Origin of the sequence: Chryseobacterium joostei (assembly GCF_003815775.1) — a bacterium.
GTDB lineage: Bacteria > Bacteroidota > Bacteroidia > Flavobacteriales > Weeksellaceae > Chryseobacterium > Chryseobacterium joostei.
In genome coordinates, this window is sequence record NZ_CP033926.1 from 4795990 (window position 1) to 4810450 (window position 14461).

Sequence of the window (14461 nt, forward strand, 5' to 3'; positions counted from 1 at the left end):
AAATGCAGGAGCTCTATAAAAAGTTAGTTAGAATCCGCAATGTGCTGTACTAGGTACCGGAGCAGAACAGCCCGAAAGAGCTGAGAATGCTGTCAATGTACAATTGGTATTCACCAGATTGTTATCATATAATAAAGATCCTGATGGGCTTCTGTAGTAAACATTTCCTGCTGTATTGGTAAATGATGAAACAGAAGTAGATCCGCAAGTTGAGTTGGTGCATGCAGCTCTCCAAGCAGTATCCGTAATAGGACCAGTTGAATTTAGAGATGGGTCAATAATTCTTTTTTCAACCACGCCGGATGCATTTTTAAAGCTTACAAGGATGGCTACGTGATATACCCATGAAACACAACAGGTACCGGTAGAAGCTCTTAAATTACCATATACAAATTGTTTTTCACACTCATATCCGGCATTGTTTAAGATTTGTCTCATTTTGTGCGCTCTTGCATAGCACCCGTCAACAGGGTATCTGAATGTAATACAAGGAGATGAGGCGGTAGAGGTTCCGCAAGACTGGTTTTTAATTTGAGTAAATAAACTGTTCAAAGTAGCCAGATCAGGAATAACACTTGCTAATCTATTGGTTACTCCTCTCTCTTCTTTAGTAAAAACAGACTTGAAATATCTTACATCTTCTGCTGTAGCCTTTTCTACTTTCGCAATTTCATTAGAATTAGCTTTAAGGAAAATCTGAACCGGGGTTTCATTTTTTACAGCCTGGCTGATCATGGAAATGTAAGCTTCATTTTCCTTAGTGTCTTTAATTTCATAAGGCTGAGCTGAAAGGATAAAGGAAACTTTATATTTTCCGTCTTCTTTATCAAGTCCTGTTGGAACAGTTCTTCCGAACTCTTTCATTACAACTTCTTTAGATTGCGGATTTACAGTTTCCTGATTCGCGTTAGAATCTGAACAGGCATTAAATGACAGCGCTGCCACAAATACCATCATGGATAGCAAAAATTTTTTCATAGTTCTTATATTTTGGTGTTAATGGTTTTTCTAAATAGTGTTTTATTTATTCACTATTTAGTGATAATAAAATTATGAAAAATTCAATGATATGCAAGTAATTTCTTCAAAAAATAATTAATATTTGAAAATCATTCATAAAAAAATCCCTATGTATCGACTACATAGGGATTATGATATTTAAAATTTAAATTTATTTGTAGATCAGTTCAGCCTGAAAAACGTCAGCAAAGTGTTTTCTGATATTAGTCTTTACACTTTCTACTTCTTCGGGAGTCAATTCTCTCTCAAGTTCTCTTTGTAATGAAGTAACCTGCTTATCTTTGATCCCACATGGAATGATGTATTCAAAATAACGCATATCTGTATTTACATTCAATGCAAAACCATGAAGCGTTACCCATCTTGAAGCTTTTACACCCATAGCACAGATCTTTCTGGCATAAGGTTTTCCAACATCCAGCCAAACACCGGTTTCTCCTTGGGAACGTTCTCCTTTAAGACCGAATTCCCCAATGGTTCTGATGATTACTTCTTCCAGATTTCTCATATAAAGATGAATATCGGTAAAGAAGTTTTCAAGATCTAAAACAGGATATCCAACGATCTGTCCATACCCATGATAGGTAATGTCTCCACCACGATTGGTTTTCACATAGGTGGCTTCAATCTCTTTCAATTTATCAATGCCGGCAAGCATATTTTCCTCATGTCCGCTCTTTCCCAATGTATAAACGTGTGGGTGTTCTACCAAAAGGAGATGGTTGGATGTGGTAATATGCTGTTCTGATGGAAGATCTCTGTTTTTTATTTTGGTATCAATAATAGCTTTCATCAGTTGCTCCTGATAATCCCAGGCGGGTTGATATTCTTTGATTCCTAAATCTTCAAATTCTACTGCTTTATTCTGATTTGTATTCATTTCAATTTTTGACATACAAATTTAGTGAATTTTAAGCTTTTATGGAATGGATAAAATCTATGGCGCTTTTCTTCCAATCTTTATCCTGTAGTAAGATGTTTACAAAGGCTGTTCCTATGATGCCGCCATCTGCTTTTTCAGTTACATTTTCAAAATCTTCCTTCGATTTTATTCCAAAGCCTATCATAACAGGATTCTTTAATGGAAGGGCTGCTAATCTATTCAAATAATTTTCATTTTTCAATACAGCATTTTTATTTCCTGTGGTAGAGGAAGAACTTACTGCATATAGAAATCCGGAGCTTAGGGAATCAAGATACTGTATTCTTTCGTCTGAAGTTTCTGGAGTAACCAAGAATGTGAAATTGAGGTTATATTGCTTTAAAATATGCTGATAGTTTTTCTCAAATTCAATAGGAGGGAGATCGGGAAGTATCAGACCGGAAACTCCACTCTCTGAACATTCTTTACAAAATTTTTCAAATCCAAAACTTAAAACAGGGTTGATGTATCCCATCAAAATAATTGGAATTCTAATCTCGTTTTTTATTGTTTTTAACTGAGAAAGAAGCTTTTCAATGGTCATGCCATTTTGTAAGGCCAACTCATGAGCTTTTTGAATAACAGGTCCGTCTGCTACGGGATCAGAGTAGGGCATTCCAATTTCAATCATGTCTGCTCCTGAATCCTGAATTAGTTTTATAATGTCTGCCGTATCTTCCAGTTGTGGAATTCCCGCAGTGAAATATATGTTTAGTTTTTTCATGTTTTTCTTTATTGTATGAATGTAAAATGTATTCATGATCTAACTTTATGTGTTGAAGTCATTCTACATTAATATTTCTACATTTTACAGATTTTTCAAATAGGTTTCCATGTCCTTATCTCCACGGCCACTCAGGCAAATGACTACAACATCATCTTCATTAAATTGCTTTTTATCTAAAACTGCCAGAGCATGAGAACTTTCCAAGGCGGGGATAATCCCTTCCAGTTTTGTTAATTCAAAGGCACATTTTAAGGCTTCATCATCATTAATACTGAAAAATTCTGCTCTGTTTTCTTTAAATAGATGGGCATGAAAAGGCCCGATACCCGGATAATCAAGTCCTGCGGAAATGGAATGAGGTTCAATAACCTGTCCGTCTGCAGTCTGCATCACAAGGCTTTTGCTTCCGTGAAGTACTCCCAAGGTTCCCAGAAATGTAGTAGCTGCTGATTTCCCGGAATCAACTCCCAGACCGCCGGCCTCTGCAGCAATGATTTTTACCTCTTTTTCATTTACAAAATGATAGAATGTTCCTGCAGCATTGCTTCCTCCTCCTACGCAGGCAATAACATAGTCCGGGTTTTCTCTTCCGATTTTTTCCTTAAGCTGTTCCTTTATTTCTTTTGAAATGACACTTTGAAACCTTGCTACAAGATCAGGGAAAGGATGAGGACCCACCACACTTCCAATTACATAATGAGTGGTCACAGGATTGTTGATCCAGTCTCTTAAGGCTTCGTTTACAGCATCTTTCAATGTTTTGGAACCTGAGGTAGCGGCTATAACTTCTGCACCCAGCATTTTCATTCTTGCTACATTCGGGGCCTGTCTCTGGATATCAATTTCTCCCATGTATACAATACATTCAAGACCAAGCAGTGCGCAGGCTGTTGCAGTGGCTACACCATGCTGTCCGGCACCGGTTTCAGCAATAATCCTTGTTTTTCCTAGGCGCTTTGCCAATAGAACCTGTCCTAGGGCATTATTGATTTTGTGTGCTCCGGTATGGTTAAGATCTTCTCTTTTTAAGTAAATCTTGGTGTTATATTTTTCACTCAGATTTTTCGCAAAATAAAGTGGAGTAGCCCTTCCTACATAGTTTGTAAGCAAGTCCTGATATTCGCTCTGGAAGTCTTCAGATTCTATGATCTCAAGATAGTTTTTTTGTAATTCTTCTACATTTGGGAAGAGCATTTCAGGGATAAAAGCGCCGCCAAACTCTCCATAATATCCGTTTTCATCTGGGTTTTTATAATTCATTTCTTTATTCTTTAGTAATTAAATAAGCGTTATTTTCTGTACTCAGCTGATTGAGTAATTTTTTCTTTTCATCTGATACTTTGAAGATTAAAATATCATCATCATCAGAATTGATCCATTCAGAACCGGTATTTTCCTTTATCAGTTCGGCCTTGTCATAGAGAATTTCGATCTCACATTTTTCATAAAACGAGCGAAGCTCGGAATGACAAAAGCCAATGGTTTCCATATTTCTTTTCCTCACGTTCTCCATAAAATGTTGAATTAATTCGGAGCCATAGCCTTTTTTTCTGTGTGTTGCAACGAATCCTACAACTTCCGCGAAAGTATATTCTTCTCTCTCAATTTTCAGGGTAAAATCAAAATTAACCCGAATAATGGCCAATATTTCTTCAGTGGTGCCCAATAGAAAATGAAACTCTGAATCTTTGAAAAGGCTACGGAAATAATCCGGTTTCATTGTATTCCATTCCGATACTTCCCAAAGCTGGAGAATATGTTCTATCTCCTTTTCTGTTAATTCGTTGGCTTGTTTTATTTGGTATTTCATAATTTTCAATCGTAATTAAAGTTAATGAAGATGATCAAATACTGGTTTTAAATTGTTTTATCCTTACAATATCCTTATCACCGGGTTCTATTTCAAATTTTGAATTGATGTCTATGGCAAAAGGCTTTTGATGTAATGATTCAATATTTGAAATATTTTCTTCTGAAATGCCACCACTCAAAAAATAGGGTAGAGGAATTTCAAATTCATTCAATAGGTTCCAGTCAAACTGCTGCCCTGTTCCTCCGAATGCCTTGCTGTCTGTATCAAACAGATAATAGCTGATAGGTTGCTGGGAGTCTTTTGAGCGATTATTGAAAGTTTGTTCTATTTTATTTTTGTTTTCAATGGTATTATTTCCAATTCTTATAACCTTAATGATTTTAACTTCAGTACTTAGTTTTTTTCTTAGATCAAGAATGAAGTTTTCATTTTCATCACCATGTAATTGGATAAGATTAAGTTTTCCTTTTTCAACGATTTCAACAATTCTCTCAGTATTTTCATTCACAAATACCCCAACTTTTCCGGAATGATCAAACGTTGAAATATCATCCAAACTCAAATGATTCATTACATATCTTGGAGACTTTTCATAGAAGATAAAACCAAGAAAATCTACTTTCATATTGATCAATTCCTGAATCTGTTCATACTTTGTCAAGCCACAGACTTTGAGAATAGGAGAGGTATTGTTGGTTGCCGGTTGCTGATTCATTGTTTGTATTGAGTTTTGATCGTTGATAGGGTTGAATATTTAGGCTAGGAAAATATCATTTTTAAATTGTCAGAGAGAACTCTTCAAATGCCTTTGCAGGATCTGTATTTCTCATAAAATATTCTCCCATGAGGAATCCATCAAACCCTTTTTCTTTTAAATATTTAAAATCTTCAAGAGTATAAATACCGCTTTCCGCAATAGATAAGGTATCTTTTGGAAGCTGGTCTTTGAGCTGAACAGAATGCTGTAAATCAACCTTGAAGTCTTTTAAGTTCCTGTTATTAATTCCTACTAAATCAATTTTTGAGTTAAAATGCTTAAGCTCTTCTTCGGTATGAATTTCAAGTAAAACTTCCAGATCCAATTCATGAGCCAGCGCTGTAAATTCCTGAACCTGATTTGGAGAAAGGCACGATGCGATCAGTAAAATGACATCTGCACCCATACTTTTTGCCTCATAAAATTGATATTCATCAATCATAAAATCTTTTCGCAGAACCGGAATATTAAGGTGATTTCTTACGCCTAAAATATCATCAAAGCTTCCTCCAAAAAAATCCTTATCCGTTAAGATAGAAATTCCACTTGCCCCAAATTGTTCATAGGCAGAGGTAACATCCAAAGGAGCAACATTATTATTGATGATTCCCTTTGATGGAGATTGTCTTTTAAATTCCGCAATGATGCCATTTCTATTCTTGATGGATTCTTTCAGGGAATGACTCTTTCTCCCGAAAAATTCTGAGTTTTTCAATTCATCAATGGAAACTTTGGATTTTGAAATCGTTATTTCTTCTTTTTTTCTTTCAATAATTTTATCTAGTATGGTCATGTTGGGAGTAGAGATTAGGAGTTAGAAACTATTGGTTTTTTATTTAATAAGGAGCTCAAAAGTTCTTAATGCTTTTCCATTTTTCAGACTTTCTTTGGCTAAAAGAAGACAATCATCATAGGAACCGAATTTGCGGGTATGGTGAAGTGCTACAGCTGCATTGGCCAAAACCACGGCATTTTGTTGTTCAGTTCCTTTTCCTTCCAGAATATTCATGAAGATTTTTGCAGTCTCCTGAATGGTATCTCCAGCCTTAATATCTTCAAGGGTTACAGGATTGAACCCAAGGTCTTCAGCAGAGTGAATTTCTTCTCCATTCTTAGTAATAATTTTACTGTCATGGGTTAAACTGATCTCATCATAACCATCCAGTCCATGTACAAGGATAAATTCCTGTTCTTCTTTTTGAAGAAGATATTGATAGATCCTTGCAATTTCCAGGTTGTATACACCAATCATTGAATATTGAGGTTTTGCAGGATTTACCAATGGTCCCAGAAGATTAAAAAATGTTCTTAGTCCCAATGACTTTCTCAATAACCCAACCGATTGAAGAGCGGGGTGGAAGTAAGGAGCATGCAGGAAGCAGATATTAGCTCTCTCAAGATCTTCATTTAATTGTTCTGATGTGCTTTTAAACTGATAGCCAATTTCTTCCAGTACATTGGAAGACCCTGTGGTAGTTGAAGCTCCATAATTTCCATGTTTTGTTACTTTCTGCCCGGCTCCGGCCACCACAAAGCTGGCCAACGTTGATATATTGATTGTGTTTTTTCCGTCACCTCCTGTTCCTACAATATCAATGGCATCGCTTGCATCAATATTTACTGGGACAGCCATCTGCAATAAGGCTTCTCTAAAACCTTCCAATTCTTTCAATGTAATATTTCGCATCAGAAAAACACTGATGAATGAAGTTACTTCCGCAGCATTGAATTTATTCTGAGCAATTTCAATCATCATAGCCTTTGCTTCGGATTTCGACAAAGTGTTATGATTAAACAGGTATTGCAGTATTTCTTTCATTTGAGGAGTTTTTATGGTTGAGGGATTTTGTATTGTTGTTTTCATATTAAATACACTTTGTTAAATTTCTAGACAAGCTGAAATAAAAGCTTCTGATCTATTCTAATGATTTAAAAAGTTTCGGATAATTACTTCTCCCTCTGGAGTCAAGATACTCTCAGGATGAAACTGTACGCCGTGCACATCGTAAGTTTTATGTTGTAAAGCCATGATCATTCCGTCTTTATCAACTGCGGTAATTTCCAGTTCTTCTGGGAAGTTATCTGGGTTCACTGCCCAGCTGTGATACCTTCCAACTTCTAATCCTGATGCCAGATCTTTGAAAAGCTTAGTATCTTCTTTTACCAGTTCAGTAGTGGTTGCTACTCCGTGAAAAATTTCTGAAAGGTTGATAAGACTTCCGCCAAATGCTTCTGCAATGGCCTGCTGACCTAAGCATACCCCCAAAATACTCTTGGTAGGAGCATATTCTTTAATAAGATCCAGTAAAATTCCAGCTTCTTCCGGAATTCCCGGGCCGGGAGAAAGAATAATCTTGTCATATTTCCCGATTTCTTCCAATGTAATTTGATCATTTCTTACTACATCTACTTTTTGATTCAAAATTCTTTCAATGATCTGAACCAAATTATAGGTGAAGCTGTCATAATTATCAAAAACAAGAACTTTTGATGGCTGGCTTTCGGTTACTGGTGTTATATTATTGTTCATTTTTTTATTTTTTGCTAGTTGCTGAGATTGGACGATGTTTTTATTAATCCTGAACGATCTTTTCTGCTTTTTCTACTGCCTTTTTCAGGGCATTCAGTTTATTGTTGACCTCCTGCAATTCGTTTTCAGGGACTGATTTTGCAACGAGACCGGCTCCTGCCTGATAATAAAGTGTATTGTTTTTACTTAAAAAGGTTCTGATCATAATGGCCTGATTACAGCTTCCATTTAAACCAACAATCCCGATACATCCTCCATAGTAGCCGCGTGAGTCTTTTTCATATTGGTTGATCAGTTGAAGCGCTTTATGCTTAGGTGCCCCACTTAACGTTCCCTGAGGAAAGGTTGCTGAAATCATTTCCAGAGGATTAATTTGCTCCGGTAGATCTGCCGTTACTTCACTTACCATATGAATAACATGAGAGAAAAGCTGAATTTCTTTAAGCTTGGTAACGGTTACATTTTTCCCCAGCTTTCCAAGATCATTACGGGCTAGGTCTACCAGCATGGTATGTTCTGCATTTTCCTTTGGATCTTTTTTTAATTCTTCAATAGCCTGAAGATCAATATCCAAATTTCCCGTTCTTTTGGAAGTTCCTGCAATAGGATGAATAATGGCTTTATTGTCTTTAATAATTAACTGGCTTTCAGGACTTGACCCGAATAATTTGTAGTTTCCGTAATCAAAATAGAATAGGTAAGGTGAGGGATTGATATTTCTTAAGGCTCTGTAAACATTGAATTCGTCTCCTTTGAATTTCTGTTCAAATCTTCTGCTTAGTACAAGTTGAAATACATCACCTCTCATACAATGTTTCTGGGCCGTTTTTACCAATTCAAGATAGTCCTCATTCGTAATGTTGGAAGTTTCCTGACCATTCTTTTCAAAAGGATAAACCGGAGTATTCTGATTTTTGATGAGGTTTTCCAAAAGGTGTAGTTCAGATTTTACACCGTTCATTTGGTTTTCAATAATATACATCTCATCATTGAAGTGGTTGATGGCGATTACATATTGATATAATCTGTATCTCAGAATAGGAATTTCCACTTCCGGGCTTTGTGGCTTCAAGTTGATGCTTTCAAAAAACTGTACCGCTTCAAAGCTTGTATATCCAAAAAGACTTTGAGCTGTCTGTTCAATAGAATCATCGGTCTTTTCGCAATCAAAAATAGTACGGAAGCTTTCAAATATATCGATGATACTACGCTCATTGATAGGTTGCTTTACCGGAGCAGAATCAGGAAGCTTAATTTCAAATTCATGTAAGTTTTTTACTTCGATTCCTGCAACAGCGTTGATGGCAATAAAGGAAAAATTGTTGTCAATACTTTTAGAATCTGAACTTTCCAAAAGAATCGTATCCCTGAATTTATCCCTGATTTTAAGGTAAATATTCATGGGAGTATGAAGATCTCCAAGAGTTTTTTTCGAAACGGTTTTTATTTTGATTTTTTGAGTAAACATCTGCTGTTGTATTTTTTTTGTGAGATTTATGAATAAAAAAAAGGCTTTAACGGAATCCGTCAAAGCCTTGTATATTGTTTTGTTTGTATCTGCTGTTGGGTTAACAACATGACAATAACTTCAGACCCGACGAAGAGTTTGAAAGCCACCACCAAATATTGTTGCTATTATTAAACATGGGACAAATTTAGAAATTTTTTTAATACAAAAAACAAAAAATTCAAAAAAAATAAAAACTTATTTTGAAATATACTACTTCAACTGCTTGAGTTCTTTCCTGAGTTCTTCAATTTTTAATCTAGAACTTTCATCATCATAAGAATCTGTATAATCTTCTAAGGCTGAGATGTATTCCATAATAAACTCCTTGTTGGTTCTGTCTGCTTCATACTTGATTCTTGCAGAATTGACAGGAGCTAGTTTTTCATTTTCTAATAAGATTTTTCCTTCCTTGGATTGGTCATAAAGGATAACAATATTTTTTTCATATCCGGGAATGTATTTTACGGGAAGATCCTTTTGACTAGGAATTCTAATTGAGTTTCTGATAGGGTAGATTGCTGCAGTAGTCGTTGAAAAAAAAGTAGTCGTGTATTTTCCGTTCTGTTTCTTTACAATGGCTTCATAATCATGAATGTAGCTTTCATTTAATGTGGAGTTGGTTTCAACATCGGAAGTAATAATGGCTGTGCTTTCCACACCATATGTATTAAGAAACCAGGCGTTTAAAAACTGACCACAAATTCCATTCAAAATTGCCAAAGGAATAATAGGAATCAGAAATAGTGCTTTTTTTGTTGCATAAAAGAGCAATCCAAAGAATAAAAAGAGCAGTATCACAGTATAAAAACCATGATGACTGGTGAAAAACAGAATTTTAGAAATTAAAACCATAGGTTAAATGTACTACTATCTTTTCAATGTAAAACTATATTTTTGATACACCAAGGCATATTTTAAATGCGCCTGATTCTTACAGTAAAAAAATGCAAAATGTTTTCAATCAGATAAATAGGTTTTTGCCAAATGATAATGCTTTGCTACTTAAAAACAAAGCATTGTCATTGCATTATCTAACCCTTATATTTTAAAAATAGATTAATGGACCGGCTCTGAGAGGGGTATATCCGGACTTCCGCTGTAGAAAACAATCAATGTAGCTCCCTTATCCCCGGTTTTGCCTCTGTGAGCAATATTAACCATTTCTGGAAGTACCTGTCCTTGTTTTACCCATTGTGTTTTACCGTCTTCCTTTCTTTCAATCTGAATTTCACCTTTTTCTATATAAGCAGCATTAATAACCGGGTGTTTGTGCCAATCCAAGGCCTTATTGGGAGGTACGGAAATCTTAAGCACTGATATTTCAGGCTGTCCACTTGGATAGGCGGAATACAAAGTCCCATCCCACGATTTTGTGGTTTTTAATAATGTTACTGATTCAATTTTATCAGAATATTCTGAGGGTTGATCATTTGACGAAGAATTATCACAAGATAAAGTGAGGGTAGAGAGTACAACGAATAAAGCTGTACTTGATAAATTTTTTTTATTCATAGTGAATTCAAATTAATAATGTTTTTGATTTAGTGGATTGTATAAAACAAAAATAATAATCATATTTAAAATTCCCTAATGTTTGAATTATATTTGTTTAATATAAATCTTCAGGTGCTAAAAATATTTTTCAAAGAAAACATTTGTCATAAGTTTAAAACTTTATTTTTTATATTTTTGCTTTCAAATTAGAAAAAAATGAAAAAAGTATTAGCAATCGCATTTATTGGAGGTTTATTATTAGCAAGCTGCTCAAAAAAAGTAGATCACTCTTTACAGGATAGCAACACAATGCTTGAAGAGCCAGAAGCAACTACCGTTGTAGATTCTACTGCTAAAACTGCTGCTCCAGCTGCTGCAACTCCGGCTGCACCTGCACCTGAAGCTGCTAAAACAGATTCTACAGCGAAAAAATAATGAAAAAATTGCTTTTGGCAGGAACTTTAGGTCTTATGATCATTTCCTGTTCTAAAAAAGAAAATACAACAGAAGTTGCATCATCTGATGCTGCTCCAGTGTCAGCACCAGCACAATCTAATCTTTCCGGTGATCAAATCATGGAGACATTGGACTGTTCGGGATGCCACTCTGTTAATGATAGAATGATAGGACCATCTTATAAGGAAATAGCGGCTAAATATTCTGAAAAGGATATAGATCTGCTTGCTTCTAAAATTATAGATGGCGGAAGTGGTGTTTGGGGAGGAGTCCCTATGGCGGCCCATCCACAGGTATCTAAGGAAGATGCCAAAAAAATGGTGGAATATATTTTAAGTCAGAAGAAATAAAACATGTCCACCGAAAAATCCAGTCTGCACACAAGAAATCTGCATCGTAATCCCTATGATTTTGATCAGCTTATTTCTTGTGTGCCAGAACTGAAACACTACGTCTTCGAGAATACTTATAAGAAAAGAACCATTAATTTCAGTATTTCTAAGGCGGTTAAACTTCTTAACAAAGCTTTACTTTTACACTTTTATAATGTTAAGGATTGGGATATTCCTGATACCAATTTATGTCCTCCCATTCCGGGAAGGGCAGATTATGTACATTATATTGCCGATCTGCTAGCGGAGCAACAAAAAGAAATTCCAACAGGAGCTTCTGTGAAAGGACTGGACATAGGAGTAGGAGCCAATCTTGTTTATCCTTTGATTGCCCATAAATCCTATGGCTGGAAAATGCTGGGTACAGACATCAATAAGGACTCACTGAAGAATGCCCAGAATATTTTAGATCAAAATTTAGATCTTTCATCCGATATTCTATTAAAACATCAACCAGATTCTGATTGTATATTTAAAAATATTATAGAGGGGGAAGACCGGTTTACATTTTCTATGTGTAATCCTCCTTTTCATGATTCTGAAGAGGCTGCAATGAAAGGAAATATCCGAAAAACAAAAAATCTCAAGAAAATAAAAACCAAGCAGCCGTTGCTTAATTTTGGCGGAAAGCAGTCAGAATTATGGTGCGAGGGTGGTGAACTGGCTTTTATCACCAAGATGATTAATGAGAGTGCATTGTATTCATCCAAGGTTCTTTGGTTTACGTGCTTGGTTTCCAAAAAAGATAATCTACCTAAGTTGAATTCTCTTTTGAAAAAGGTGAAAGCAGTAGATTTCAAGACTATTGACATGGCTCAGGGACAAAAAATAAGCAGAATGCTCGCCTGGACATTTATTCCTCAGCAGGACAGGAGAGGATGGTTTTGAGTGGATAATTGTTAATTCCATTTGATTACCAATGAAACTTTTGGTTCATTTTTCTATAGAAATCAATACTCAATAAAAGGTAATAATACTCAATTCGTTGTGAAGGAAATTCGCAATTCACGATTCGCATTTAAAAATTTCTGAAAAAACTCATTGACGGTCAACGCAAAAATGCCTAAATTTGTACGCTTTTAGAAAAATAAGAAATGCAATTATCAGAACAAGAAATCATTAGAAGAGAAAAGCTGAATAAGCTTACTGAAATGGGGATTAATGCGTTCCCTGCGGATGAGTATACGATTACAGATACTACAGAATCTATAAAACAGGACTTTTCTGAAAATAAACAGGTGAAGATCGCTGGTAGATTAATGTCCCGCAGAATTCAGGGAAAAGCTTCTTTTGCTGAGTTGCAGGATTCTACAGGTAAAATTCAGGTATATTTCAACAGAGACGAAATCTGTACAGGAGAAGATAAAACCTTATATAATGAAGTATATAAGCACCTTTTGGATATCGGGGATATTATCGGTATTGAAGGGGAATTATTTACCACTCAGGTAGGAGAGAAGACCGTTTTAGTAAAGAACTTTACACTTCTTACTAAGGCTTTACGTCCGCTTCCTCAAGCTAAAACAGATGAAAACGGTGTTGTACATGATGGGTTTACGGATCCTGAATTAAGATACAGACAACGTTATGTAGATTTAACGGTAAATCCACAGGTAAAAGAAATTTTTGTGAAGAGAACAAAATTGTTCAATGCCATGAGAACTTTCTTTAATGATGCAGGATATTTTGAAGTAGAAACACCTATTCTACAATCAATTCCTGGAGGAGCAGCAGCAAAACCGTTTATCACGCACCACAATGCATTGGATATTCCATTATATTTAAGAATTGCAAACGAATTATATCTTAAGAGATTGATCGTAGGTGGTTTTGATGGGGTATATGAGTTCTCTAAAAACTTCAGAAATGAAGGGATGGACAGAACCCACAACCCGGAATTTACGGCAATGGAAATCTATGTAGCTTATAAAGATTACAACTGGATGATGGATTTCACTGAGAAGTTATTGGAATTCTGTGCTATTCAGGTAAACGGAACTACAACAGCTACATTTGGAGAGCATAATGTAGATTTCAAAGCTCCATACCCAAGAGTTTCCATGACGGAAGCGATCCTGAAATTCACAGGTTTTGATATTACAGGAAAAACGGAGAAAGAATTATACGATTTCGCTAAGTCTATCGGAATTGAGGTGAATGAAACAATGGGTAAAGGAAAATTAATTGATGAAATCTTTGGTGAGAAATGTGAAGGAAACTTCATTCAGCCAACGTTCATTACAGATTATCCGATCGAAATGTCTCCATTAACTAAAAAGCATAGAAGCAAGGAAGGTTTAACAGAACGTTTTGAATTAATGGTATGCGGAAAAGAAATCGCAAATGCTTATTCAGAGCTTAATGACCCAATTGATCAGAGAGAGCGTTTTGAAGCACAGATGGCTTTATCTGAAAGAGGTGATGATGAAGCAATGTTTATTGATCAAGACTTCTTAAGAGCATTGGAATATGGTATGCCTCCAACGTCAGGATTAGGGATTGGTATGGATAGACTGATCATGTTCTTAACGAACAATGCATCCATTCAGGAAGTATTATTCTTCCCTCAGATGAGACCTGAAAAAGCGGTTCCTCAAATTGAGTTAGGAGAGGATGAAAAAGTAATCCTTGAAATCCTTAATTCTCAGGAAGAAGCAATGTCTTTAGCTGAAGTAAAAGAAAGAAGCCAGCTATCTGGTAAAAAATGGGATAAAGCTTCCAAGACCTTAACAAAAAATAATCTTGTGAAAGTGGAAAAAATTGATGAAAATCTTTTGATGAAACTGGCATAATCAAGTTTATATAAAATAAAAAAACCTCCAAATTTGGAGGTTTTTTTA

Annotated in this window: 16 protein-coding genes; 4 read left to right on the plus strand and 12 right to left on the minus strand. The window is 35.6% G+C overall.

Annotated features, from left to right (window positions below; all coding sequences use genetic code 11):
- Positions 1-27: 27 nt before the first annotated feature.
- From EG359_RS21855 to EG359_RS21910, 12 genes are all read right to left on the minus strand, one after another.
- Positions 28-978 (minus strand): protein-glutamine glutaminase, encoded by a 951-nt coding sequence (locus EG359_RS21855; RefSeq protein ID WP_123867485.1) that lies wholly within the window; start codon positions 976-978, stop codon positions 28-30.
- A gap of 193 nt (positions 979-1171) precedes the next feature.
- A complete protein-coding gene (gene lipB, locus EG359_RS21860; RefSeq protein WP_076354021.1) occupies positions 1172-1900 on the minus strand; it encodes a lipoyl(octanoyl) transferase LipB in 729 nt (242 codons plus the stop codon).
- Between the two features lie 31 nt (positions 1901-1931).
- Complete coding sequence (gene trpA, locus EG359_RS21865) at positions 1932-2666, minus strand: tryptophan synthase subunit alpha (RefSeq protein ID WP_076354023.1); 735 nt, start codon at positions 2664-2666, stop codon at positions 1932-1934.
- 84 nt (positions 2667-2750) lie between these two features.
- On the minus strand, positions 2751-3929 hold the full coding sequence (gene trpB / locus EG359_RS21870) for a tryptophan synthase subunit beta (RefSeq protein WP_076354025.1): 1179 nt from the start codon (positions 3927-3929) through the stop codon (positions 2751-2753).
- Positions 3930-3933: 4 nt separating this feature from the next.
- Positions 3934-4479, minus strand: a complete 546-nt coding sequence (locus EG359_RS21875) for a GNAT family N-acetyltransferase (RefSeq protein ID WP_076354027.1) — start codon at positions 4477-4479, stop codon at positions 3934-3936.
- Positions 4480-4513: 34 nt separating this feature from the next.
- Positions 4514-5197 (minus strand): phosphoribosylanthranilate isomerase, encoded by a 684-nt coding sequence (locus EG359_RS21880; RefSeq protein ID WP_076354029.1) that lies wholly within the window; start codon positions 5195-5197, stop codon positions 4514-4516.
- 61 nt (positions 5198-5258) lie between these two features.
- Positions 5259-6032 (minus strand): indole-3-glycerol phosphate synthase TrpC, encoded by a 774-nt coding sequence (gene trpC / locus EG359_RS21885; RefSeq protein ID WP_076354031.1) that lies wholly within the window; start codon positions 6030-6032, stop codon positions 5259-5261.
- A gap of 39 nt (positions 6033-6071) precedes the next feature.
- The gene (gene trpD / locus EG359_RS21890; protein WP_076354375.1) at positions 6072-7058 is read right to left on the minus strand and encodes an anthranilate phosphoribosyltransferase; all 987 of its coding nucleotides are present in this window, start codon (positions 7056-7058) and stop codon (positions 6072-6074) included.
- 102 nt (positions 7059-7160) lie between these two features.
- The gene (locus tag EG359_RS21895; RefSeq protein WP_076354033.1) at positions 7161-7769 is read right to left on the minus strand and encodes an anthranilate synthase component II; all 609 of its coding nucleotides are present in this window, start codon (positions 7767-7769) and stop codon (positions 7161-7163) included.
- A 43-nt stretch (positions 7770-7812) separates the two neighbouring features.
- On the minus strand, positions 7813-9237 hold the full coding sequence (locus EG359_RS21900; protein ID WP_076354035.1) for an anthranilate synthase component I family protein: 1425 nt from the start codon (positions 9235-9237) through the stop codon (positions 7813-7815).
- Positions 9238-9489: 252 nt separating this feature from the next.
- A complete protein-coding gene (locus EG359_RS21905) occupies positions 9490-10131 on the minus strand; it encodes a hypothetical protein (protein WP_076354037.1) in 642 nt (213 codons plus the stop codon).
- Positions 10132-10335: 204 nt separating this feature from the next.
- Positions 10336-10791, minus strand: coding sequence for a cupin domain-containing protein (locus EG359_RS21910; RefSeq protein WP_076354039.1), 456 nt, complete (start codon positions 10789-10791; stop codon positions 10336-10338).
- Between the two features lie 198 nt (positions 10792-10989).
- Between EG359_RS21910 and EG359_RS21915 the strand changes: the two genes are divergently transcribed.
- The 4 genes from EG359_RS21915 to lysS all read left to right on the plus strand — a co-directional run bounded on the left by EG359_RS21915 (position 10990) and on the right by lysS (position 14413).
- Positions 10990-11208 carry a hypothetical protein gene (locus EG359_RS21915; protein WP_076354041.1) on the plus strand — a complete coding sequence of 73 codons (219 nt, stop codon included), beginning with the start codon at positions 10990-10992 and terminating at the stop codon, positions 11206-11208.
- Positions 11208-11579, plus strand: coding sequence for a c-type cytochrome (locus EG359_RS21920; protein ID WP_076354043.1), 372 nt, complete (start codon positions 11208-11210; stop codon positions 11577-11579). Before EG359_RS21915 ends, EG359_RS21920 begins: the two co-directional genes overlap by 1 nt.
- Positions 11580-11582: 3 nt before the next feature.
- A complete protein-coding gene (rlmF, locus tag EG359_RS21925) occupies positions 11583-12509 on the plus strand; it encodes a 23S rRNA (adenine(1618)-N(6))-methyltransferase RlmF (RefSeq protein WP_076354045.1) in 927 nt (308 codons plus the stop codon).
- 206 nt (positions 12510-12715) lie between these two features.
- Entirely contained in the window at positions 12716-14413 is a 1698-nt protein-coding gene (lysS, locus tag EG359_RS21930) for a lysine--tRNA ligase (protein WP_076354047.1), read from the plus strand.
- Positions 14414-14461 lie beyond the last annotated feature (48 nt).